At 62.4% G+C, this 24533-nt stretch carries 20 protein-coding genes; 8 read left to right on the top strand and 12 right to left on the bottom strand.

The features are described 5' to 3' along the window. Positions 1 to 21: 21 nt before the first annotated feature. Together KHO49_RS21150 and KHO49_RS21155 are read left to right on the top strand one after the other, a co-directional pair. Positions 22 to 762, top strand: coding sequence for a YciK family oxidoreductase (locus KHO49_RS21150; protein ID WP_102880480.1), 741 nt, complete (start codon positions 22 to 24; stop codon positions 760 to 762). 368 nt (positions 763 to 1130) lie between these two features. Beyond that, positions 1131 to 2057 carry a GGDEF domain-containing protein gene (locus tag KHO49_RS21155; protein WP_102860843.1) on the top strand — a complete coding sequence of 309 codons (927 nt, stop codon included), beginning with the start codon at positions 1131 to 1133 and terminating at the stop codon, positions 2055 to 2057. A 100-nt stretch (positions 2058 to 2157) separates the two neighbouring features. On the opposite strand, the gene KHO49_RS21160 is transcribed toward KHO49_RS21155, so the two are convergent. The 7 genes from KHO49_RS21160 to KHO49_RS21190 form a co-directional block, all read right to left on the bottom strand. Next, positions 2158 to 2910 carry an iron-containing redox enzyme family protein gene (locus tag KHO49_RS21160; RefSeq protein ID WP_249735780.1) on the bottom strand — a complete coding sequence of 251 codons (753 nt, stop codon included), beginning with the start codon at positions 2908 to 2910 and terminating at the stop codon, positions 2158 to 2160. 77 nt (positions 2911 to 2987) lie between these two features. Beyond that, the gene (locus tag KHO49_RS21165; protein ID WP_102860841.1) at positions 2988 to 5447 is read right to left on the bottom strand and encodes an EAL domain-containing protein; all 2460 of its coding nucleotides are present in this window, start codon (positions 5445 to 5447) and stop codon (positions 2988 to 2990) included. A gap of 207 nt (positions 5448 to 5654) precedes the next feature. Beyond that, on the bottom strand, positions 5655 to 7475 hold the full coding sequence (locus KHO49_RS21170; protein WP_110594611.1) for an ABC transporter ATP-binding protein: 1821 nt from the start codon (positions 7473 to 7475) through the stop codon (positions 5655 to 5657). Beyond that, entirely contained in the window at positions 7468 to 8070 is a 603-nt protein-coding gene (locus tag KHO49_RS21175; protein ID WP_213665991.1) for a DsbA family protein, read from the bottom strand. The genes KHO49_RS21170 and KHO49_RS21175 overlap by 8 nt, the downstream gene beginning before the upstream one ends. 36 nt (positions 8071 to 8106) lie before the next feature. Further along, positions 8107 to 9048, bottom strand: coding sequence for an oxygen-dependent tRNA uridine(34) hydroxylase TrhO (gene trhO, locus KHO49_RS21180; protein WP_102880484.1), 942 nt, complete (start codon positions 9046 to 9048; stop codon positions 8107 to 8109). A 104-nt stretch (positions 9049 to 9152) separates the two neighbouring features. Next, a complete protein-coding gene (locus KHO49_RS21185; protein ID WP_102860837.1) occupies positions 9153 to 9452 on the bottom strand; it encodes a BolA family protein in 300 nt (99 codons plus the stop codon). 12 nt (positions 9453 to 9464) lie between these two features. Continuing rightward, positions 9465 to 9980, bottom strand: a complete 516-nt coding sequence (locus tag KHO49_RS21190; protein ID WP_123394177.1) for a DUF2059 domain-containing protein — start codon at positions 9978 to 9980, stop codon at positions 9465 to 9467. 192 nt (positions 9981 to 10172) lie between these two features. Here KHO49_RS21190 and KHO49_RS21195 point away from each other — a divergent pair, with 192 nt between their 5' ends. Then, a complete protein-coding gene (locus KHO49_RS21195; protein WP_213665782.1) occupies positions 10173 to 11567 on the top strand; it encodes a class II fumarate hydratase in 1395 nt (464 codons plus the stop codon). A 72-nt stretch (positions 11568 to 11639) separates the two neighbouring features. Here the strand turns inward: KHO49_RS21195 and KHO49_RS21200 are convergent, their stop codons facing one another. The 3 genes from KHO49_RS21200 to pap form a co-directional block, all read right to left on the bottom strand. Further along, a complete protein-coding gene (locus KHO49_RS21200; protein ID WP_102860834.1) occupies positions 11640 to 12599 on the bottom strand; it encodes a DMT family transporter in 960 nt (319 codons plus the stop codon). A 162-nt stretch (positions 12600 to 12761) separates the two neighbouring features. Next, positions 12762 to 13946 (bottom strand): thiolase family protein, encoded by a 1185-nt coding sequence (locus KHO49_RS21205; protein WP_213665783.1) that lies wholly within the window; start codon positions 13944 to 13946, stop codon positions 12762 to 12764. 103 nt (positions 13947 to 14049) lie between these two features. Next, positions 14050 to 15573 (bottom strand): polyphosphate:AMP phosphotransferase, encoded by a 1524-nt coding sequence (gene pap / locus KHO49_RS21210; RefSeq protein ID WP_102880486.1) that lies wholly within the window; start codon positions 15571 to 15573, stop codon positions 14050 to 14052. Between the two features lie 148 nt (positions 15574 to 15721). On the opposite strand from pap, the gene mnmC reads away from it, so the two are divergent. The 5 genes from mnmC to KHO49_RS21235 all read left to right on the top strand — a co-directional run bounded on the left by mnmC (position 15722) and on the right by KHO49_RS21235 (position 23047). After that, the gene (mnmC, locus tag KHO49_RS21215; RefSeq protein WP_213665784.1) at positions 15722 to 17698 is read left to right on the top strand and encodes a bifunctional tRNA (5-methylaminomethyl-2-thiouridine)(34)-methyltransferase MnmC2/FAD-dependent 5-carboxymethylaminomethyl-2-thiouridine(34) oxidoreductase MnmC1; all 1977 of its coding nucleotides are present in this window, start codon (positions 15722 to 15724) and stop codon (positions 17696 to 17698) included. Positions 17699 to 17900: 202 nt separating this feature from the next. Further along, positions 17901 to 19673, top strand: a complete 1773-nt coding sequence (locus KHO49_RS21220) for an N-acetylglutaminylglutamine amidotransferase (RefSeq protein ID WP_213665785.1) — start codon at positions 17901 to 17903, stop codon at positions 19671 to 19673. 3 nt (positions 19674 to 19676) lie between these two features. Next, a complete protein-coding gene (ngg, locus tag KHO49_RS21225; RefSeq protein ID WP_110651507.1) occupies positions 19677 to 21422 on the top strand; it encodes an N-acetylglutaminylglutamine synthetase in 1746 nt (581 codons plus the stop codon). Positions 21423 to 21548: 126 nt separating this feature from the next. After that, positions 21549 to 22733 carry an osmoprotectant NAGGN system M42 family peptidase gene (locus tag KHO49_RS21230; protein ID WP_102880490.1) on the top strand — a complete coding sequence of 395 codons (1185 nt, stop codon included), beginning with the start codon at positions 21549 to 21551 and terminating at the stop codon, positions 22731 to 22733. 86 nt (positions 22734 to 22819) lie between these two features. Continuing rightward, the gene (locus KHO49_RS21235) at positions 22820 to 23047 is read left to right on the top strand and encodes a YheU family protein (protein ID WP_025127101.1); all 228 of its coding nucleotides are present in this window, start codon (positions 22820 to 22822) and stop codon (positions 23045 to 23047) included. A gap of 35 nt (positions 23048 to 23082) precedes the next feature. Here KHO49_RS21235 and KHO49_RS21240 read toward each other — a convergent pair whose 3' ends face one another. Beyond that, complete coding sequence (locus KHO49_RS21240) at positions 23083 to 23415, bottom strand: YnfA family protein (protein ID WP_213665786.1); 333 nt, start codon at positions 23413 to 23415, stop codon at positions 23083 to 23085. 64 nt (positions 23416 to 23479) lie between these two features. Further along, positions 23480 to 24295 carry an SDR family oxidoreductase gene (locus KHO49_RS21245; protein WP_102880491.1) on the bottom strand — a complete coding sequence of 272 codons (816 nt, stop codon included), beginning with the start codon at positions 24293 to 24295 and terminating at the stop codon, positions 23480 to 23482. Positions 24296 to 24533 lie beyond the last annotated feature (238 nt).

A 24533-nucleotide genomic window follows, 5' to 3' on the forward strand; every position in this document is an offset into this window, starting at 1 on the left:
GAATTTCTGTTGAGGCCTTTTATGTTTGATTATTCCGCTCGCCCTGAACTGCTCAAGGACCGGGTCATTCTGGTCACCGGCGCCGGGCGTGGCATCGGCGCCGCCGCCGCCAAGACCTTTGCCGCCCACGGCGCCACTGTACTCTTGCTGGGCAAGACCGAAGCCAACCTGACCGAGGTCTACGACGCCATCGAAGCGGCTGGCCATCCCCAGCCAGTAGTGATTCCGTTCAACCTGGAAACCGCCCTGCCGCACCAGTACGACGAACTGGCAGCGATGATCGAGACCGAGTTCGGCCACCTCGACGGCCTGCTGCACAATGCCTCGATCATTGGCCCTCGCACGCCGCTGGAGCAGCTGTCGGGGGAAAACTTCATGCGAGTGATGCAAGTCAACGTCAACGCCATGTTCATGCTGACCAGCACCCTGCTGCCCCTGCTCAAACTGTCCCAGGATGCTTCGGTGGTATTCACCTCCAGCAGCGTCGGCCGCAAGGGTCGGGCCTATTGGGGCGCCTACGGCGTGTCCAAGTTCGCCACTGAGGGTCTGATGCAAACCCTGGCCGATGAGCTGGACACTGTGGCGCCGGTCCGTGCCAACAGCATCAACCCGGGCGCCACCCGTACCAGCATGCGCGCCCAGGCTTATCCGGGCGAGAACCCCAGCAACAACCCGACACCGGAAGAGATCATGCCGGTCTACCTGTATCTGATGGGCCCGGACAGCACCGGAATCAACGGCCAGGCTTTCAACGCACAGTAACCCTCTCCGTTCGTCGCGACAGAATACTGTCGCGACGCCTTGGCAAGCCCCATCCCCCACGGGTTTCAAGCCAAACAAATGTCGGCCAAGGTAAGTCGTGCTCCCGCACACTCACCAAGCATTTGAATTCAAACAAGTTTTATTCGTATGAACCGAATGGCACGAGTTTCGCTCTAACAACACTCAACCCACGGTGCATTGACGCTGCGGGAAACAGCTTGTGCCGAGGGCTTTATAGCCAAAGGCGAAGCGGCCTAAAATATGCGCGATTGTCCTACGGGACTGAAGGAACAGTATGACGCGCAGCTCAGAGCCGCTCTCACCTAGGCAGAAACACCGTAAATAGTGCTCAGGGGGCTCAAGCTCAAATGAAAACACCGACCCAGACCAACGCAATTGACTTCGATAGCGCCAAATTGCAACGCCTGGGCTTTGGCCAACAGACACCGCTGATCAAACAGCCCGTCAGCCTCGGACAATTGCGCCAACAACTGGGACTGCAACTGCAAACCAGCCTTGAGCCGCAACGCATCCTCGGCCTGTTCTTTCGCGAAGTGCAACGCCTGGTCCCCCTCGACGCCCTCCATTACCAGCACCCCCTCAGCGATCTGCGCCTGGAGTTCGGCCAGCGCGGTCACCACTCCATCAGCTACAACCTGAGCCACGAAGGCGAGTCCATGGGCGAGCTGGTGTTCCGCCGCAGCCAACGCTTCAGCGAGACCGAACAGGGTTACCTGGAGTCGTTGCTCTCAACCCTGCTGTACCCGATGCGCAACGCTTTGCTGTATCGCGCCGCAACCCGCAGCGCCCTGCGCGATCCGTTGACCGATACCGGCAACCGGATTGCCATGGACCAAACCCTGCAACGGGAAATCGAGATGGCTCGCCGCCACTCACTCCCACTGTCACTGCTGATGCTGGACATCGACCACTTCAAGCGCATCAACGACAGCTACGGCCACAGCACTGGCGACGAAGTGCTCAAGGCCGTTGCCGCCTCGATCAAGGGGCAACTGCGCAATGTGGACATGGTCTTTCGCTTTGGCGGGGAAGAATTCCTGATCCTGCTCTCCAACACCGGGCGCGACGCAGCGGCGATGGTGGGCGAACGGCTGAGAAATGCCGCCCAAGCCCAGGAATACCAGGCTGACGGCAAACTGATCGAACTCACCGTCAGCCTGGGCTGTTCGACCCTGTTGCCGGGTGAGTCCGCAGAGAGCCTGTTGCGCCGCGCCGATAGCGCGCTGTACGTGGCCAAGCGGGAAGGACGCAATCGGCTGGCAATGGCGGGCTAGGTAGCAGGCCTCGCACTTGTATATCAATCACGGGCAACTCCACTGCCTCAGGCAACCATTGCCCATGACAATCGACCTGCCCGTAAAGCCCCCGCCCGACTTACCCTTCAGCCAGCGCTAGGCGCTCGCGAGTCACTGTGGTTTTTTCCTGCTGCATGCAGCGCTCCAGGAACAGATACATATAGTCATAGCTCTTGCAGATGGCCCGGCGCAGCTCAACTTGCAGGGCCTTGCTCGGATTCAAACCCGCCAGCGTGACGATAATTTCCAGGGCTTCCCAGGGATGAGCATCATCGTACTGGGCATGCATCTTCAGCCACTTCATGGCGCGCTTGCGGTCTTCTTCCGGGAACGCAGCGGCATAGACGCCGCTGGAACAGACCAGGGCCGACCATTCGCCCGTCGCCCCTTCAATGGCGTAGTTGGTTGCAGCGATCGCCACGATCAGCGAATCCGCCGAACTGGTGTGCCAGCACCAGTGACTCAAGGCATGCAGCTCCGGTGGCACTTGCTGGGCTTGCAAATCCTCCAGGGTCACACCATGGGCCCGACTCCAATGCACCCAGTAATCGGCATGATTGAGTTCGACCCGAATGTTGCGCATCAGCCAACGACGCGCCATGTCTTCGCCAGGGTGACGGGCAAAACGGGTCTTGGTCAGGTTCTGCGCCATATACAGGGCGAACTGTTCAACCACAGGCCAGCCGCCGATGAGGTACTGACGCATGACTTTGGCACTGAGTTTGTTGTCACGCATGCGCTGATACAGCTCATGCTCCACCACACGGCGCTTGCTCTCGCTGCAGTCCCGGATCAATTGCTGAGTCCAGGCGGGGTAGCTGGCAGCTTCCATGAGCGGGCCGGTTCGGTTGAATGTGTCGATCACTGTCGGGCTCCTTTTGATTGTGATATGCGGATCCAAAAGAGGTTTCAACGGAACGTGCCGGGCGCCTTGAACAACAGCGGCTGTGGCCGCACGGGTCGACACTGCAAGCTGTCACAGGTGAACAATTGCGGACGTTCAACAATGTAGCCTTGAGCATAATCCACGCCGATCTCAAGCAGGGCCTGCTCGATCTGCGGTGTTTCAACAAACTCGGCAATCGTGCGCTTACCCATGACATGCCCGATGTGGTTGATCACCTCGACCATGGCGCGGTTAATCGGGTCGTCCAGCATATCCTTTACGAAACTTCCATCGATCTTGAGGAAGTCTACAGGCAAATGTTTGAGATAAGCGAACGACGACATTCCCGCACAAAAGTCATCCAGGGAAAAATGGCAGCCCAAACCCTTGAGTTCATTTATAAAACGGATCGCACTGCCCAAATTGGCAATTGCACTGGTTTCAGTAATTTCAAAACAGATCATCTTCGGCGGTACGCCATAGACAACGAACTGCTCTCGCAGGAAGTCGAGAAACTCGTCGTCGCCAATGGTGGTACCCGACAGATTGATCGCACACATCGCCATTGGCCCTTCCCGGCCCTCGGCAATGCACTGGGCGATGATCTTGAATACGTTCTGTACCACCCAGCGGTCCAGGGAGGTCATCAGGCCGTAACGCTCCGCCGCCGGAATGAAGCTGTCCGGCAGGATCATCCGGCCAGCCTCGTCGTGCAGGCGCAGAAGAATCTCGATGTGCCCACCATCATGCTCGGTACGACCTAGGGCGGTGATTTCCTGGGAATAGAGGCAGAAGCGGTTTTCCTCGAGGGCCATGTGCAGCCGCTGAACCCAGGCCATCTCGCCAAATCGCAGGGACAGTTCTGAATCGTCGGCATGATAGACCTGCACCCGATTGCGACCTTTCTCCTTTGCCATGTAACAGGCCATATCCGCTGCCCGCAACGACGCCTCAAGCGTGGTGGGAGTCTGGGCGATATGCACCAGCCCAATGCTCACGGTGGTCACGAATGGCCGGCCCTTCCAGACAAAATGCAAGTTCTGCACAGTCTGACGCAGCCCTTCGGCAATCTTCTCCGCCGCCTCCGGCGAGCAGTTCTCCAGAAGAATCCCGAACTCGTCCCCGCCCAATCGCGCCAGGGTGTCACCTTCGCGCAGCCCCGACTGCAGCAACGCGCAGATGTGCCGCAGCAACTCATCCCCAGCCGCATGGCCACAGGTGTCGTTGACCAGCTTGAACTGGTCCAGGTCCAGAAACATCAGCGCATGCCTGGCGGGCTGGCGGATCAAGCCGTGCAACGCCTGCTCCAGGCGGAATTCGAACTCCCGGCGATTGGCCAGGCCGGTCAAGGCATCGTGGGTCGCCTGCCAGGACAGATTGGCGATGTACTGCCGCTCCTGGGTCATATCGTGCAACACCAGTACCGTGCCACTGACCTTCCCGGCATTGCGGATCGGCGCGCCCACCAGGGTCACCGACACCGTACTGCCATCCAGGCGCTGGATCAGCTTGGAATGCTCGCTGCCGCCACTGAGCTGGCCACTGAGGATGTGTTCGATCAGAGTGAAGCCGTCGGCCTGGGCGTTTTCGTCCAAGAGATTGAACAAGGCCGCCAGGGGCAACCCCACCGCTTGCTCGGCCTTCCAGCGAGTCAGTTCTTCCGCCGCCGGGTTCATATAGGCAATAGCGCCCTCGACATCCGTGGTGATCACCCCGTCACCAATGGACTGCAAGGTGATCTGCGCGCGCTCCTTCTCCAGTTGCAACGCGTCGGCAAAGGCATGCCGCTGGGCCAGCAGCTTGTGGGTACGCAGCAAGGCCAGGGCAATCAGGATCAGCGCTGTGGCCAGGTTGGTCACCAGCAAGAGGCGCAGGATCACCCGCGAGCCTTCCCCCAAGGCATCGCTGAAGGCCTTGGCCGCCGGCGTGACCCCATCGTTGATAGCAAAGATCTGGCTCTTCCAACGTTGCACGTCGGCTTCGCTGGCACTGTTGCTGCCGATCCCCTTGTGCATCTCTCGGGCTACCGTATCGAGCTGCAGCAGGTAGCCGTCGCCCACGGTCCACAAATCGATGGCCTTTTCCAGATAGCTGAAATGGCGGAAGTTGAGGTACAGCCAGATCAGGCTAGGAACGTCATCCGGGTGATTGCCGCCCTTGAGAATCCCCAGGCGCGCCGCCTCAAGATCCGGCGGCTGGCTATCCAGGGCCACCCGCAGCTCATGCCCGCCCTGGGGTACGGCTATGGCGTTCTGGTACTTGAGGAAGGTGCCTTCGTCGCGGCTGTCGGCGTACAGATTGAGGTAGTAGATGGCGTCTTTCTGGCCTTTGGACCACAAGCTCTCACCGGCAACATAGCCACGCACTGCCGACAGGACATACAGGCTGAGGCCGCCCAACAGCGCTTGAAATAACACCACGGCGATAAAGGGCCAGACGATGCCCAACAACCGCGGCGTTGCGAAAGTCCGCTTTTGCTTCATGAGGGTCCTTGCTTGCGCACTGCCAAATGAACACCCAGTAGTCCCGACTCAGACAGCACAGATTAGGCGAATTTCCATAGCTCCGACGCAGGCTGGGCAGCGTCCGGGGCGAACCTTCACGGGGAAACGGCCGCTCTCTCAAGCCGAAGCGGTTATTCCACCAGGAAATTCAAGCACTAAACACAGAAACCCGGACAAAACTCAAGACTATCGAACCTGCTGCAAATGCCCGTATAGCTTGGCATAAAGGCCGCCATCAGCAATCAGCTGCTGATGGTCGCCATCTTCGGCGATCTGCCCGCCATCGAACACCAAAACCCGGTCAGCCTGTTTAACCGCCGACAGGCGATGAGCAATGATCAGCGTAGTCCGCCCACGCAAAAAACGCGTCAAGGCTTGATGCAGGTTGTACTCGGTGGCTGCGTCCAGAGCGGACGTGGCTTCATCAAGAATCACCACCTTGGGTTCGGCCAGTACCATCCGCGCAATAGCCAGGCGCTGGCGTTGCCCACCGGAAAGACGCACACCTGAGCGCCCGACCACACTGTCCAGGCCCTGGGGCAGCGCCCTGACGGTGGGTTCGAGCTGTGCGATTTCCAGGGCCTGCCAGCAAGCGCTATCACTGCGCTCACGGCCCATGGTCAGGTTGGCGCGAATCGTATCGTTGAACAAGGCAGGATGCTGCAGCACCACCGCGACGTGATCCCGTACCGTTTCCAGGCCGATTTCCTGCTGAGTGGCACCGCCAAAGCGGATCACCCCGGTCTGCGGCGTATACAGCCCCAGCAACAGCTGCACCAGGGTGCTCTTGCCCCCACCACTGGCACCGACAATGGCCACCTTCTCACCAGGCGCGATCGACAGATTCATGTTGTCCAGCACCCGCTCATCGCCGTAGCCGAAGCTCAGGCCGCGGACCTCGATGCCAACGGTTTCGCGCCCCTGGAACGGATCCACGCCACCGCTGTACTGCGGCTCATCGGCCCGCGCCAGCAACTCGTTGATCCGGGTCAGGGCCCCGCCCGCGGCGTAATAGGCGTATTGCAGGTTCAGCAACTGCTCCACCGGGCCGATCATGAACCACAGGTAGCTGAACACCGCCAGCATCTGGCCGATGGACAGGTCGGAGAACAGCACTGTGAGCATCGCCGCCGCACGAAAAATGTCGATACCGAACTGGAACAGCAAACCGCTGGCCCGGCCCGAGGCGTCGCTTTTCCACTGCGAGGCCACGGCGTAGTCCCGAACCTCCTCGGCACGCTGGCCCAGGCGTCCAAGAAAGTAGCCCTGGCGGTTGCTGGCGCGGATCTCCTGGATCGCCTCCAGGGTCTCGGTCAGGGCCTGGGTGAAACGCGAAGTGCTGTCATTTTCCAGCTTCTTCAGGTGCTTGACCCGCTTGCCCAGTTGCACCGTGGCAAAAATCACCAACGGGTTGAACAGCAGAATCAGCAGCGCCAGCTTCCAGTGCATCCACATCAGAATGCCGGCCGTGCCCACCAGGGTCAGCATGGCCACCAGGAATCGGCTCAGGGTTTCACCGACAAACTTGTCCACCGTGTCCAGGTCGGTGACCAGATGCGTAGTGACCGTGCCTCCCCCCAGGCTTTCGTACTCCCCCAGGGAAATGCGCTTGAGCCGTTCGATCAGGCGCACACGGATCCGATAGACAATGTCCTTGGCCAAACCGGCAAACAGCCGCGCCTGGACCACGTTGAACACCAGGGCGGAGCAACGCAGGATCAGGGTGATCAACAGCATCAACCCGATATAGCCCGCCGCAGTTTGCCAGCCATCGGGCAATAGGCGGTTCATCACTTGCAATGCGCCATCGCCATGCCCCAGCAGCACCTCGTCCACCAGCAACGGCAGCAACAGCGGAATCGGCACACTGCACAGGGTCGCCAGCACGGCCACCCCATTGGCGATCCACAGCGACTTTCTATGTTGCAGGGCCAGGCGACGGATTTCCCCCCAGCTCAAACGATCTACGGTTTTACCGGTGGTGCTTGAATCGACTGAATCAGGCACAGGCGGCGCGCTCCAACCAGCGTCCCAGCAACGGCGACAACTCGCTCAGCGGCTGATAGCCGTTGGTCAGCAAGGCCAACTGGCCGTTGCGTTCCGCCAGCAAGGTGGGAAATCCGGCGATCCCCAGGTCCTGGACCCAAGTGAAATCCGCCGCCGTGGCGGCATGCTGCTCGGCGCGATCGAAGGCTTCGGCGAACTCGATCCGCGGAACCCCGGCCTGTTCCGCCAACTCCACCAGCACACTGGCCAGGGTGACATCGCGGCCTTCGACATAGAACGCCCGCTGGATCAACCCCAACAGTTTCCAGGCACAGTCCGGAGCCAGGCTGCGAGCAGTGACGATGGCGCGACAAGCCGGCTCGGTGTCATAGACAAAGCCATCGGGCAAGGCACCCTCGAAGGTGAACGGCTGGCCGGTGGCCTGATGCACCGCCTGCCAGTGTTCAAGGATGTAGCGCCGGGTATTGGGCTCCAATGCCGCCCCGCTGCCGGTGCGCAAGCCGCCCACCACCAGATGCAACTCGACTCCGGCGGCCTGGGCCTGCTCCACCAGGGCCTGGGCCACGGGCGCAAAGCCCCAGCACCATGAACACATCGGGTCCATCACATAGAGCAGGCGGGCAGACATGGCTCAAGCCTCGGAAGGTGATTGCTTGTAGTTGTAACCAATCGGGTGCGGCAGGTTGCGGGCCTTGGCCAACTCAATCTGTTTCTGCCGATCGATGGCGCTGCGGCGAGTCTTCTCGCTCAGCTTGTCCCAGCAATGCGGGCAACTGATGCCCGGCACATAGTGCTCGGAAGCCCGATCCTCGACGCTCACCGGAGTACGGCAAGCATGACATTGATCGTAGTCGCCTTCGCTCAGGTCGTGGCGCACAGTGACCCGGTTATCGAATACAAAGCAGTCGCCCTGCCATTTGCTCTCTTGCTGCGGTACCTCTTCGAGGTACTTGAGGATCCCGCCCTTGAGGTGGAACACCTCGTCGAAGCCTTCACTGAGCATGTAGCTCGACGCCTTCTCGCAACGGATGCCACCGGTGCAGAACATCGCCACTTTCTTGTGCTTGCTCGGGTCGAAGTGGGCTTTGATGTAGTCCGGAAACTCGCGGAAGCTGGTGGTCTTGGGGTCGATGGCGCCTTCGAAGGTGCCGATGGACACTTCGTAGTCGTTACGGGTGTCGATCAGCAGTACTTCGGGATCGCTGATCAGGGCGTTCCAGTCCTGAGGCTCGACGTAAGTCCCGACCTTCTTGTTGGGGTCCACGCCGGGCACGCCGAGGGTGACGATCTCTTTCTTGAGCTTGACCTTGGTGCGATAGAACGGCTGCTCGTCGCAATACGACTCTTTGTGATCGATATCCACCATGCGTGGATCGTTCTTCAGCCAGGCCAGCAGCCCGTCGATGCCTTCACGACTGCCAGATACCGTGCCATTGATGCCTTCTTCGGCGATCAGCAGGGTGCCCTTGATGCCGTTGTCGAGCATGGCCTGCAGCAGGGGCTCGCGCAGGCTGACGTAATCTTCGAGGGTGACGAACTTGTACAGTGCCGCCACGACAATGGGTTGTGTCATGGGAAATCTCTCCAGGTGGCTACCCTCGTAAAGGGTGAACCGGATGCAAAAAAAAACGCGCCGGCATAAGCGGCGCGTTGCGGATTCTATCAAAAAAACCGCGATTAATGCTTACTGCCTCCGGCGCAGGTCGGCGAAGCCGGAGCCACACCGATCTTCGACCATTCCTCGGGTGTGTAAGTGTGCAGCGCCAACGCATGGAACTGGCCCATCAGCTCACCCAGGGTGGCGTAGACCTTCTGATGACGCTTGACGCTGTTGAGGCCGGCGAACTGCTCGCTGACCAGTACCGCCTTGAAGTGAGTTTCCAGGCCACGGCTGTGCATGTGGCTTTCATCCAGCACTTGCAGGTGCTCGGGCTGCAAGGCCCCGAGCGCCGTTTCGATACGTTGTTGCATGGTCATTGCAGGCTCCGCTTACTTCTTCTTCGCCGGAGCAGCCTTAGGCTCGAGCTCGGCGGTCATGTCGGCCAGCAGCTTGTTCACCACCGGTACCGCGCTTTCCAGCTTGGCCTGGGTCATCTGCGCCGATTGCTGAGTCAGCTGAGGCATTTTTTCCAGGACTTTCTTGCCCAGTGGCGACCGGTAGAAGGCTACCAGGTCCTTAAGCTCGGACTCGCTGAAATTGCTGGTGTAGAGCTTGACCATGTCCGGCTTCAGCTTGTTCCAGCCAATGGCCTGGTCCAGGGCCGCGTTGGCCTTGGCCTGGTAGGTTTCCAGCAGGGCGCGTTTGGATTCCGGGGCTTTGGTCTGCTCAAAACGCTGGGCAAACATTTGCTGGACTTGCATGTACACCGGCGTACCGAGCTTGTCCGCATGGGCCAGGGTCAGGAAGGCCTCGGCACTGGCGTTGTGGCTGGCGGTATCGGCAAGAACCTGGCCGCTGGCACACACCAGAACAACCGCGGTACAGATGGCACGAAAACGGGTCATCGAGTTTCCTTTATCTAGCAAGCGAGGTAGAACCCCAAGGGCGCCCATTCTGCGCCTATTAATCCGCGTCCCTCAACCCCACCCCGGGCGCCCCCTGGTTTTGCCCGGGCGGCGGGCGGAAAACCCCTTCCACGGAACCCGAGCCGCAGATCAGGGCCTAAACTGGCCAGTCAGACTTGGAGGAATGCCACGATGAATCGAATCGAAACCGACAGCCTGGGCCAGGTTGAAGTCCCGGAAGAAGCCTATTGGGGCGCACAGACCCAACGTTCGCTGGTCAATTTCGCCATCGGCAACGAGCGCATGCCTCTGTCCGTGCTGCATGCCCTGGCCCTGATCAAGAAAGCCGCCGCCCGAGTCAACAATCGCAACGGCGACCTGCCCGCCGACATCGCCCGGCTGATCGAACAGGCCGCCGACGAAGTGCTGGCCGGCGAGCATGACGACCAGTTTCCCCTGGTGGTGTGGCAAACCGGCAGCGGTACCCAGAGCAACATGAACGTCAATGAGGTGCTGGCCGGTCGGGCCAACGAACTGGCGGGCAACCCCCGCGGCGGCAAGTCCCCGGTACACCCCAACGATCACGTCAACCGCTCGCAAAGCTCCAACGACTGTTTCCCGACCGCCATGCACATCGCCGCAGCCCAGGCCGTGCAGTTCCAGTTGCTGCCAGCGATCAGCGAACTCTCCGGTGGCCTGGCCGAGCTGTCGGCCCGGCACATGAAGCTGGTGAAAACCGGCCGCACCCACATGATGGATGCCACCCCGATCACCTTTGGCCAGGAAATCTCTGCCTTTATCGCCCAACTGGGATACGCCGAGCGAGCCATCCGCAGCGCCTTGCCTGCAGTGTGCGAGCTGGCCCAGGGCGGTACCGCCGTGGGCACCGGACTGAACTCGCCCCACGGTTTTGGTGAGGCCATCGCCGCCGAACTGGCCGCCCTTTCCGGCCTGCCCTTCGTCACCGCCCCTAACAAATTCGCCGCCCTGGCCGGCCACGAGCCGCTGACCACACTGTCCGGCGCGCTGAAAACCCTCGCCGTGTGCCTGATGAAAATCGCCAACGACCTGCGCCTGCTGGGCTCTGGCCCGCGGGCGGGACTGGCGGAGGTCAAGCTGCCGGCCAACGAACCGGGCAGCTCGATCATGCCCGGCAAGGTCAACCCAACCCAATGCGAAGCCCTATCGATGCTGGCTTGCCAGGTGATGGGCAACGACGTGGCAATCGGCTTTGCCGCCAGCCAGGGCCATCTGCAACTGAACGTATTCAAGCCGGTGATCATTCACAACCTGCTGCAATCGATCCGCCTGCTGGCCGATGGCTGCAGCAACTTCCAGCAGCACTGCATCGCCGGTCTGGAGCCCGATCCCCAGCAGATGGCCGAGCACCTGGAACAAGGCCTGATGCTGGTGACCGCGCTCAATCCCCACATCGGCTACGACAAGTCCGCCGAAATCGCCAAGAAGGCCTATGCCGAGAACCTGACCCTCAGGGAAGCGGCGTTGGCCTTGGGGTACCTGACGGATGAGCAGTTCGATGCCTGGGTGCGACCGGAAAACATGCTGGAGGCTGGAAAACAGGGTTAGCGCAGCGTCTTTTTCGCTGGCAAGCCAGCTCCTACCGCCACACTTCTATAGGAGCTGGCTTGCCAGCGAAACTCACCCCGCAGCGATCCGCTGCCGTCGGGCGCGCAACCCCGCCATCAGCGACGGCCCCAACGCCGTCAAGGCCGACCCCAGTACCACCAGCAGCGCCCCGCCATAACCCAGGCCATTGATCTGTTCGGCGTGTACATACTCTGGCCAGAGCCAGGCCGCCCAGGCCACCGCGGCAAAGGTCACCAGGGGCGTGATCGCCAGGGTCGCACTGACCCGCGACGCCTCCCAATGGGCCAGGGCTTCGGCAAAGGCGCCATAGGCGATCAGGGTATTCAGGCAACAGGCCAACAACAGCCAGCCCTGCAACGGGCTCAGTTCCAAGGCTTCGAGCGGATGCGCCCAAGGCGTCAGAAGCAAGGCACAGAACAGGTAGATCACCATCATCACCTGCAAGGAATTCCACACGCTCAACAATTGCTTCTGGCCCAGGGCATAAAAAGTCCAGACTGCCGAAGCCGCGAGAATGGTCAGAACTCCGGCGGTGTAGTCACTCAGGGAGGTCAGCAGCTCGGTCAGGCGCTGATTGAAGAACAGCCCGAAACCGAGCAACAGCACCAGCAGTCCCAGGCCCTGCCCCAGACTGAAGCGCTCCTTGAACACAAAGACACTGGCGATCAGCAACAGGATCGGGCCCATCTGCACCACCAGTTGCGCCGTGCCCGGGCTCAGCAGGTTCAGGCCCATCAGGTACAACACATAGTTGCCCACCAGCCCCAAGACCGAAATCGGCACCAGCCACACACCCTTGGGACCGAGCGCGCGCCAGCGCGGCAAACGCCCCACCGCCGCCAGATAGAAAAACAGACAGCCGCCGGACACCAGCAGGCGAAACCAGGTCACGGTCACCGGGTCCATCACCAGCAGCACTTGCTTGAGCTTGATGGGCAGGATGCCCCACAACAACGCGGTCAATAAGGCGAGGAACAAGCCATAAACCCAACGACCGGACGAGACATGCATGCGAACCCCACAAAGCCTGACGAGCAAGGTCCACATTCTAGGCCCGGGCCAGGGGCCGACACAGAGACAGTTGGCAGCAAAGCGCAAACACGATTGTGCCGGTCGTAAACAGCACAAGCCGTCCCCCATAGGGGCCGGCTTGGTCGGTGATGCACTACAAACCTAACGGACTGCCTCAAACAACCCGGTGGCGCCCATGCCGCCCCCCACGCACATGGTGACGATGCCATACCGCTGGTTGCGCCGCTGCAACTCACGCACCAGATGCCCCACCTGACGGGAACCGGTCATGCCAAACGGATGGCCAATGGCAATCGAGCCACCATTGACGTTGTACCTGGCGTTATCGATCTCCAGCCGGTCGCGGGCATACAGGCACTGGGACGCAAAGGCCTCATTGAGTTCCCACAGGTCGATGTCATCCACCGTCAGGCCCTTGGCCTTGAGCAGCTTGGGCACCGAGAACACCGGGCCGATACCCATTTCATCAGGCTCGCAGCCGGCCACGGTAAAGCCGCGGAAGAACGCCTTGGGCTTGAGACCCAGGGCCAGGGCCCGCTCGAGGCTCATCACCAGGGTCATCGAGGCACCATCGGACAGCTGCGAAGAGTTGCCCGCGGTGACCGAACCATCCTCGGCAAACACCGGTTTGAGCGCCGCGAGATTCTCCAGAGTGGTGTCGGGGCGGTTGCAGTCGTCACGATCCACCACGCCGTCAACCATCTGCACCTGTCCGGTGTTCTTGTCCTCGACCTTGTACTTGACCGTCATCGGCACGATCTCGTCGCTGAACAGGCCATCAGCCTGGGCCTGGGCGGTACGTTGCTGGCTTTGCAGGGAGTAGAGGTCCTGGGCCTCGCGGCTGACGTTGTAGCGCCGGGCGACCACTTCGGCGGTCTGGCCCATGGGGAAGTAGATGCCCGGCACCTGCTCCTTGAGCAGCGGGTTGATCAGGTTGTCGGTATTGACGCTCTTCATGGTCAGGCTGATGGACTCGACGCCACCGGCGACGATGATGTCGCTGCAGCCGGAGGCGATCTGGTTGGCGGCGATGGCGATCGCCTGCAGGCCTGAAGAGCAGAACCGGTTGAGGGTCATGCCCGCGGTGCCAGTGCCCAGCGCCGAGAGCACGGCAACGTTGCGACCGATATTGAAACCCTGGGCGCCTTCATTGGAGCCGGCGCCGACGATGCAGTCCTCGACACTGGCCGGGTCGATGCCGTTGCGGGCGAGCAGCGCATTGACGCAGTGAGCGGCCATGTCATCCGGACGGGTCTGGTTGAACTTGCCGCGAAAGGACTTGGCCAGGCCAGTCCGTACGCTGTCGACGATCACCACTTCACGCATGACGCACCTCACTGTTGTTGGCGGCAGGAAAGAGCATCGAGCATAGATCCCCCTCCGCGCCCACCGCGACAATCATTCACTGGGCGTATGCGCGACCATCGGTCTACTTCTTGTCCTTCTTCTGTTTCTTGTCGTGCTTGTCGGAACGCTCGAACGCGGTCTCCAGGGCCCGGTTGATGGTGCGCAGGACCTTGACCCGTGCCCAGCGCTTGTCGTTGGCCTCCACCAGCGTCCAGGGCGCCACTTCGGTGCTGGTCCGGTCCACCATGTCGCCGACAGCGGCGCGATAGTCACCCCACTTGTCGCGGTTGCGCCAATCGTCCTCGGTGATCTTGAAGCGCTTGAAGGGAATCGCCTCCCGTGCCTGGAAGCGCTCCAGTTGGGTGTCCTTGTCGATGGCCAGCCAGAACTTCACCACGATCACCCGGGCATCGGCCAACTGCTCTTCGAAGTCGTTGATCTCGCTGTAGGCCCGCAGCCAGTCAGTGGGCTGACAGAAGCCCTCGACCCGCTCCACCAGCACCCGGCCGTACCAGGAACGGTCGAAGATGGTGAACTTGCCGCGCGCCGGAATATGCCGCCAGAAACGCCAGAGGTAAGGCTGCGCCCGTTCATCTTCAGTGGGCGCGGCAATCGGCACGATGCTGTACTGGCGCGGGTCGAGCGCCGCCGCGACGCGGCGAATGGCGCCGCCCTTGCCGGCCGCGTCGTTGCCTTCGAACACTGCCACCAGGGCATGCTTGCGCATGCGTTTGTCCCGCAGCAAACCGGCCAGACGCGCCTGCTCGGTAATCAACTGTTCCTCGTAGTCGTCCTTGTCCAGGTGCTGGGTCATGTCCAGGCTGTCCAGCAGACTCAGTTGATCCACCGCTGTCGGCAACGGCGCGGCGTTGACCTGGGTCGACTTCAATGGCTGACGGCTCAAGGCATTCTGCAATCCTTCCAACAGAATCCGGCCCACAGTGAGGCTGCGGTAATGCGGATCGACGCCCTCGATCACATGCCAGGGCGCGTAGTCACGACTGGTGCGGCGCAACACCCGCTCGCCGTACTTGACGAACTTGTCGTAGGTTTGCGACTGCTGCCAGTCCAGCGGGCTGATGCGCCAGCTGTGCAGCGGGTCATCCTGCAAGGACTTGAGGCGGTCCTTCATCTGTTTCTTGGACAGGTGAAACCAGAACTTGAAGATCAGCGCGCCTTCATCGCAGAGCATCTTTTCCAGGCGTTCGGCGCCATTGATTGCCTGGTCCAGGCGCGGGTCCTTGATCTCGCCATGCACCCGCCCCTGGAGCATCTGGCTGTACCAGTTGCCGAAAAACACCCCCATGCGCCCCTTGGCCGGAAGCATCCGCCAGTAACGCCAGGCCGGTGGCCGAGACAGTTCCTCGTCGGTCTGCTGGTCGAAGGTGCGCACCTCGATCAGCCGCGGGTCCATCCATTCGTTGAGCAGCTTGACCGTCTCGCCCTTGCCCGCGCCCTCGACACCATTGATCAGCACTATCACTGGAAACTTGGCCTTCTGGCGTAGCTCGAACTGGGCTTCGAGCAAGGCCTCGCGCAGGGCCGGCACCTCGGCATCGTAGGTTTCTTTGTCGATGGCGTGACCGATTTCAGCGGATTCGAACATGGGTGGCTCCCTTCCAAGAATTGTCCAAGACTAGCGGATGGACCTGCGCCAAGGAAAACAAATCCCTGAACCCGCCGCGGCTTGCCGTGGATCAGGCACAGGGTCGGTGATCGGCTAGAATGGCCGCCTTGCGCCAAACGAGCCGAACATGACACCTGAACTGCCCCACGCCCAGCTCGACTGGGACGACCAAGGACGCCCGCGCTCGCGGGTCTTCGATGATGTGTACTTCTCCAGCGACTCGGGCCTGGATGAAACCCGCCATGTGTTCATCGAACAGAACCGCCTGCGGGAGCGCTTTGCCGCGCTCGAGGCAGGCGAAAAAATTGTCATCGGTGAAACCGGCTTCGGCACCGGGCTGAATTTTCTCTGCGCCTGGCAGTTGTTCCAGGAGCAGGCGCCGGCCACTGCCCGGCTGCATTTTGTCAGCGTGGAAAAGTACCCCCTGAGTCCGACCGACCTGCAACGGGCCCTGGCCCTGTGGCCGGAACTGGCGGACCTGAGCCAGCAGCTGCTCAAGCACTACGTCGCCGTGCACGCTGGCTTCCAGCGCATCGTGCTGGACGATGGCCGGGTCATCCTGACCCTGCTGATCGGCGACGCCCTGGAGCAGTTGCCGCAACTGGACGCGCAGATCGACGCCTGGTTTCTCGACGGCTTCGCCCCGGCAAAGAACCCCGACATGTGGACCCCGGAACTGTTCGCCGAACTGGCGCGCCTGGCGGCGCCGGGCTCCACCCTCAGCACCTTCACCAGCACCGGCTGGGTACGTCGCCTATTGAACGCGGCGGGCTTCAAGATGAAGCGCACTCCGGGCATCGGTCGCAAATGGGAAGTGCTGCGCGGCGACTTCCTCGGCTGGCCGGAAGACACGCCGCCGCCAGCCCGAGCCAAGCCTTGGTTCGCCCGCCCGCCGGTCCAGGCCAAAACCGCGCTGGTGATCGGCGGCGGGCTGGCCGGTTGCGCCAGCGCCGCCAGCCTCGCTGCCCGCGGCTGGCAGGTGCAATTACTGGAACGCCATGAACAGCTGGCCCAGGAAGCCTCGGGCAATCCGCAAGGGGTGCTTTACCTCAAGCTTTCAGCCCATGGCACGGCACTGTCGCAGATGATCCTCAGTGGCTTCGGCTACACCCGACGCCAGCTGGAACACCTGCAACGCGGCCAGGACTGGGACGCTTGCGGGGTGCTGCAACTGGCGTTCAATCCCAAGGAGGCCGAACGCCAGGCGCAGTTGGCCGCGGCCTTCCCCACCGACCTGCTGCGGCTGCTGGATCAGCCAGAGGCCCAGGCCCTGGCCGGCATCGGCCTGGACCACGGCGGCCTGTTCTATCCCGAAGGTGGCTGGGTGCACCCGCCGGCCCTGTGCCAGTGGCAGGCCAAGCATCCGCAGATCCGGGTCCTGACTCATCAGGACGTGCTGGAGTTACGCCGGGTCGACCAGCAATGGCAAGCCTGGGACGGCGAACGGATGCTGGCCAGTGCGGCGGTGGTGATCCTTGCCGGTGCCGCCGAAATCAAACGCTTCCCGGCCAGCGCCGAATTGCCCCTCAAACGTATTCGCGGGCAGATCACCCGCCTGCCGCAGACCGCGCACAGCCAGAGCCTGGCCACTGTGGTCTGCGCCGAGGGTTACGTCGCTCCGCCGCGACTGGGCGAGCACACCCTGGGCGCCAGCTTCGACTTCAAGAGCCAGGACCTGACGCCGACCACAGCCGAACATGCCGGTAACCTTGCGATGCTGCGGGAAATTTCCAGCGACCTGCTGCAACGCCTGAACGCCGAACAGTTGCCCCTGGACCGCCTGCAAGGCCGCGCAGCCTTTCGCTGCACCAGCCCGGACTACTTGCCTATCGTCGGTCCTCTGGCGGACCCGGCAGCCTTTACCGAGACCTACGCCGCCTTGGGCAAGGACGCACGTCAGGTGCCGGACCTGCCCTGCCCCTGGCTCGACGGCCTGTACATCAACAGCGGTCATGGTTCTCGCGGGCTGATCACCGCGCCGCTGTCCGGCGAACTGCTGGCCGCCTGGCTGGAAAACGAACCGCTGCCACTGCCCAGGAGCGTGGCCGAGGCCTGTCATCCAAACCGCTTCGCCCTGCGTCGCCTGATTCGCGGCAAGGCCTGATCCTCTGCGGCGGTCTTCATTCCTGAAGGCCGCCAATGGCCATTGGACAGCGCTCAAAATCACCTCCCGCCCCCATTACCACCCGTCGACTTATAACCGATCGATCTAAAACTCCCGAGTTATGCACAGGTCAGTTTCCAGGTAGCCGCCCTTTTGGCGACTGCGGATTGACTCTCCCCAACGGAAAAACCGGTAAGGACTTATGTGCGGATTAGCTGGCGAATTACGCTTTGATCATCAACCTGCCGACCTGGCAGCGGTTGAACGAATCACTCATCACCTGGCCCCCCGTGGCCCCGACGCCTGGGGCTTTCACAGCCAGGGCCCGATCGCCCTCGGCCATCGGCGGCTGAAAATCATGGACCTGTCGGACGGCTCGGCGCAGCCCATGATCGACAACCAGCTGGGGCTGTCCCTGGCCTTCAACGGCGCGATCTACAACTTCCCCGAATTGCGCGCCGAACTGGAAGCCCAGGGCTACGCCTTTCATTCCGGCGGTGACACCGAAGTGCTGCTCAAGGGCTACCACGCCTGGGGCGCCGACCTCCTGCCCAAGCTCAACGGCATGTTCGCCTTCGCCATCTGGGAGCGTGATGCCCAGCGCCTGTTCATCGCCCGCGACCGCCTCGGGGTCAAGCCTTTGTACCTGTCGCGCACAGGCCAGCGGCTGCGCTTCGCCTCGGCCCTGCCGGCCTTGCTCAAGGGCGGCGATATCAAGCCGATCCTCGACCCGGTGGCGCTCAACCACTACCTGAACTTCCACGCTGTGGTCCCGGCGCCGCGCACCTTGCTGGCGGGCATCGAAAAACTGCCACCGGCCACCTGGATGCGCATCGAGGCCGACGGCCGCAGCGAACAGCAGACCTGGTGGTCCCTGCCCTACGGCCCCCACGCCGACGAGTGCAACCTGACCCTGGAAGACTGGCGCGACCGAGTACTGGACAGCACCCGTGATGCCGTGGCCATTCGGCAACGGGCGGCGGTGGACGTCGGTGTGCTGCTCTCTGGCGGTGTCGATTCCAGCCTGCTGGTAGGCCTGCTGCGGGAGGTGGGGGTGGACGATCTCTCGACCTTCTCCATCGGTTTCCAGGATGCCGGCGGCGAACGGGGCGACGAGTTCCAGTACTCGGACCTGATTGCCAAACACTACGGCACCCGACATCACCAATTGCGCATCGACGAGCACGAAATCATCGAGCAACTGCCCGCGGCTTTCCGTGCCATGAGCGAGCCGATGGTCAGCCACGATTGCATCGCCTTCTATTTGTTGTCCCGAGAAGTGGCCAAGCACTGCAAGGTGGTGCAAAGCGGCCAGGGCGCCGACGAACTGTTCGCCGGCTACCACTGGTACCCACAAGTGGACGGCGCCAGCGACCCGTATGCCGCCTACCGCGCGGCCTTCTTCGACCGCAGCTACGACGACTACGCGGCCACCGTGCAGCCGCAATGGCTGACCGCACACGACGCCGCCGGTGAATTCGTCCGTGAGCATTTCGCCCAGCCTGGCGCCGATGCGCCTGTGGATAAGGCCCTGCGCCTGGACAGCACAGTGATGCTGGTGGATGACCCGGTCAAGCGTGTGGATAACATGACCATGGCCTGGGGCCTGGAGGCACGGACGCCGTTCCTCGACTACCGCCTGGTGGAGCTGTCGGCCCGGGTGCCGGCGCGTTTCAAGCTGCCGGACGGCGGCAAGCAGGTGCTCAAGGAAGCGGCGCGGCGGGTGATCCCCAGCGAGGTGATCGACCGCAAGAAAGGCTACTTCCCGGTGCCGGGCCTCAAGCATCTGCAGGGCGACACCCTGAACTGGGTGCGTGAACTGCTGCTGGACCCGAGCCAGGATCGCGGCCTGTTCAACCCGGCCATGCTTGATCGCCTGCTGACCGATCCCCAGGGCCAACTGACGCCCCTGCGCGGCTCCAAGCTGTGGCAACTGGCGGCCTTGAACCTGTGGCTCAGCGAACAAGGAATCTGATCGATGAAAGCTCACGCCACGGCTTACAGCCAACGCCTGCTGCGCGGCCAGGCGCCGTCCTATGAACGTCTGCAAGCGCGCTTTGCCGAAGACGGCAGCGAACCCGGCAATGAACCCATCGCCGTGCATTGCGGCTGGGGCCGACTGCTGATCGGCCATACCTTTCCCAACCCCACCCGCCTCGCCGAGGAGTTGCTCAACGAGCGTCCCGGCGAACGCGACATCGCTCTGTATGTGGCGGCGCCGCAACAGGTGCTCGGGCTGGAACCGGCGCAACTGTTCCTTGACCCTTCCGACACCCTGCGTCTGTGGTTCAGCGACTATCGCCAGGCCACCCGGGTGTTTCGCGGCTTCCGCATCCGTCGGGCCCAGAGCGAATCCGATTGGCAGGCCATCAATCAGCTGTATCAGGCCCGGGCGATGCTGCCCATTGATCCGAAGCTGCTGACTCCGCGCCATCAGGGCGGTCCGGTGTACTGGCTGGCCGAGGACGAAGACAGCGGCGCGGTGATCGGTAGCGTCATGGGCCTGAACCACCACAAGGCCTACCAGGACCCGGAACACGGCAGCAGCCTCTGGTGCCTGGCGGTGGACCCCGATTGCAGCCGTCCGGGTGTGGGCGAAGTGCTGGTGCGGCACCTGATCGAACACTTCATGAGCCGCGGCCTGAGCTACCTCGACCTGTCGGTGCTGCACGACAACCGCCAGGCCAAGAACCTCTACGCCAAGCTGGGCTTTCGCACCCTGTCGACCTTCGCCATCAAGCGCAAGAACGGCATCAACCAGCCGCTGTTCCTCGGCCCCGGCCCCCAGGCGGACTTCAATCCTTATGCGCGGATCATCGTCGAGGAGGCCCATCGCCGCGGCATCGATGTGCAAGTGGACGACGCCGACGCCGGGCTGTTTACCCTAAGCCACGGCGGCCGCCGGGTGCGTTGCCGGGAATCCCTGAGCGACCTGACCAGCGCCATCAGCATGAGCCTGTGCCAGGACAAGAGCCTGACTCACAAGGTGCTCAAGGGTGCCGGTCTGAAGCTGCCCGCCCAGCAATTGGCGGGCAACGCCGACGACAACCTGGAGTTTCTCGACGAGCACCAGCGGGTGGTGGTCAAGCCGTTGGACGGAGAACAGGGACAAGGCGTGGCCGTGGACCTGAGCACGATTGAAGAGGTGCAGCGCGCCATCGACCAGGCCCGCCGCTTTGACAGCCGAGTGTTGCTGGAAAGCTTCCACGAAGGGCTGGACCTGCGCATCCTGGTGATCGGCTTTGAAGTGGTGGCCGCGGCCATCCGCCGTCCCGCCGAGATCATCGGCGACGGTCGGCATTCCATTGGCGCCTTGATCGAGGCCCGCAGCCGCCGACGCCAGGCGGCCACCGGCGGCGAAAGCAAGATCCCCCTGGACGCGGAAACCCAACGCACCCTGCATGCCGCCGGTTACGACTACAACAGCGTGCTGCCGGCCGGCGAGCGGCTGTTCGTCCGGCGTACCGCCAACCTGCACACCGGCGGCACCCTGGAAGACGTCACCGGCCTTCTCCATCCGACCCTGGCCGACGCCGCCATCCGCGCGGCCCGGGCCCTGGACATTCCGGTGGTCGGCCTTGACCTGATCGTGCCGGCAGCAGACCAGCCGGACTACGTGTTCATCGAAGCCAACGAGCGCGCCGGGTTGGCCAACCACGAACCGCAGCCCACCGCCGAGCGTTTTATCGATCTGCTGTTTCCCCACAGCCAACCGGCGCTTTGATTCTTCGCCGGCCAGCCGGCTCCTGCCCTCATTCGTAGGAGCTGGCTCGCCAGCGAAGGCGCCACCAGGCTCTCCATCCATGCCCTCATCGAAACCATCGATGGCCTTTTTTCATCAGGAGTTTCCATGACCCGCCCGATTCCCCAACCGGACCTCGCCTACCTGCAGAAAGTCCTCCTGGAAATGCTCGCCATTCCCAGCCCCACCGGCTTTACCGACACCATCGTGCGCTACGTCGCTGAACGCCTGGAAGAACTGGGCATCCCCTTCGAGCTGACCCGACGCGGCACCATCCGCGCCACCCTCAAGGGCCAGAAGAACAGCCCTGACCGGGCCGTCTCGGCGCACCTGGACACCATCGGCGCCAGCGTCCGTGCAGTGAAGGACAACGGCCGCCTGACCCTGGCCCCGGTGGGCTGCTGGTCCAGCCGCTTTGCCGAGGGCAGCCGGGTCAGCCTGTTCACCGACAACGGCGTACTGCGCGGCAGCGTGCTGCCGCTGATGGCCTCCGGCCACGCCTTTAACACCGCGGTGGACGAGTTGCCCATCAGTTGGGACCACATCGAACTGCGCCTGGACGCCTACTGCACCACCCGCGCCGACTGCGAATCCTTAGGCATAGGCGTGGGCGACTTTGTCGCCTTCGACCCGTTGCCGGAGTTCACCGAAAGCGGCCACATCAGCGCCCGGCACCTGGATGACAAGGCCGGCGTCGCCGCCTTGCTGGCGGCGCTCAAGGCCATTGTCGACAGCGGTGAAAGCTTGATGATCGACTGCCACCCGCTGTTCACCATCACCGAGGAAACCGGCAGCGGTGCGGCGGCGGCCCTGCCCTGGGATGTCAGTGAATTCGTCGGCATCGACATTGCTCCGGTCGCACCGGGCCAGCACTCCAGCGAGCATGCGGTGAGCGTGGCCATGCAGGACTCCGGCGGCCCTTACGACTATCACCTGTCCCGGCACCTACTGCGTCTGGCCGCCGAGCACGAACTGCCGGTGCGCCGCGACCTGTTCCGCTACTACTTCAGCGACGCCCACTCGGCAGTCACCGCCGGCCATGACATCCGCACCGCCTTGCTGGCCTTTGGTTGCGACGCCACCCACGGCTACGAGCGCACCCATATCGACAGCCTGGCGGCGCTCAGCCGCTTGCTCAGTGCCTATATCCTCAGCCCACCGGTGTTCGCCAGCGATGCACAGCCGGCCCAGGGCTCCCTGGACCGCTTCAGTCATCAGCTGGAACACGACACACAGATGGAGAGCGACACTCGGGTGCCCTCGGTGGACAGCCTGGTGGGCAACAAGTCCTGAACCGCGACCCGGGGTTTGTGCGCGCTACAACTGGCGGCACGCCCCCGGGCGCAGTAGCATCCGGGATTGTTTTTCGGAGGCCCCCCATGCTGATTCCCCACGACCAACTTGAAGTCGACACCCTGACCCGTCTGATCGAAGACTTCGTCACCCGCGAGGGCACCGACAACGGCGATGAGACGCCTCTGGAAACCCGCGTGCTGCGAGTTCGTCAGGCCCTGAGCAAGGGCCAGGCGGTGATCGTTTTCGATCCGGACAGCGAACAGTGCCAGTTGATGCTCAAGCACGACGTGCCCAAGGAGCTGTTCGACTGATGCCTGGACCGGCCCAAGCCCTTGGGCCGGGATGCTCAACCGTTGGAAAAGCGCGGGCCGAACAGAATCACACTGGCCCCGATCACACACAGTGCCAGCCCCAGCCAGTCCGAGCCCAGGGGCCGCACCCGCTCCACCACCGCCAGCCAGCCAATGGACGCAACAATGTAGATGCCACCGTAGGCGGCGTAGGCGCGCCCGGCATAAGTGGCTTCGACTTTGGTCAGCAACAGCGCGAACAGGGTCAGGCTGATCAGGGCGGGAATCACCCACAGGACACTCTTGCCCTGGCGCAGCCACATCCAGAAGGCATAGCAGCCGGCGATTTCAAACAGCGCGGCGAGGAAGAACCACAGGTAATTGAGCATGCAAGGTCTCGTCAGGATTGCCAGGTGCCGGCAACCCTAACGAGGCCATGGCGGTGGAGCAAGCTCAGTGGGCCCCTTGTTTGGCCTTGGCGCGCATCTTGTCGGCCATCAGGGTCATTTCGTCGTACAGCGCCTGAGGGTTTTTCTGCTTCAGGGCCCAGGCCATGCGCCCCTGCTCGTGGGGCAGGATCATGAACTGGCCGGCGTTGACCTGGGTGTGGATGTAATCGGCAATCTGGGCGGCGGTAATCGGCGAGCTTTCCAGCAATTTGCCCACCTGGGCCTTCATGGCCGGGGTCGGACCACGGAAGGAGTCCAGCAGGTTGGTCTGGAAGAATGACGGGCAGACCACGTGCACGCCGATTTCCTGCTGCGCCAACTCAACCAGCAGGCTCTCGGACAGCGCCACCACTCCGGCCTTGGCCACGTTGTAGTTGCTCATGGCCGGGCCCTGCATCAAGGCGGCCATGGAGGCGATGTTGATGATCTTGCCCTTGCTCTGTTCCAGCAGCGGCAGAAAGGCCTTGCAGCCCTTGACCACGCCCATCAGGTTGATCGCGATCTGCCAGTCCCAATCCTCCAGGGACAGCTCGCTGAAGAAACCGCCGGACGCCACGCCAGCGTTGTTGACGATGATGTCGATGCCGCCGAACTTCACTTCGCAAGCCTGGGCGAAGGCGGTCAACTGGCTGTAATCACGCACATCGCAACGCTGCACGAAACCGTCGCCACCGGCGGCGCGTACCTGCTTCAGGGTTTCCTGCAGGCCCGCCTCGCTGACATCGGACAAGGCCAGCCGCCAGCCATCGCGGGCCCAGCGCAAAGCGATTTCGCGACCCAGGCCGGAGCCGGCGCCAGTGATCATCATGCGATTTTGCATAAGAGTTGCCTTGTTGTTCCGGGGAAGATGGGCCGCAGTGTAGCGAAGGCCCCTGCGCCACCCACGCACCATCAGGGTGCTGAATGCCCCGGGCAAACCGCTGACCGGGTGAACGCTGGCGCGCCAGCGCAGCGCAACCCGTGACAGACGTAAAGGAAATAACCCAAGTAGCGCATTGCATTAAAAAGTTTGGAATTTTCTCGATAGGCGCAGAGTCGGATTTATTAAGCGCCTGGCT

It is taken from the genome of Pseudomonas sp. RC4D1, from assembly GCF_018390395.1.
Lineage (GTDB): Bacteria > Pseudomonadota > Gammaproteobacteria > Pseudomonadales > Pseudomonadaceae > Aquipseudomonas > Aquipseudomonas danubii.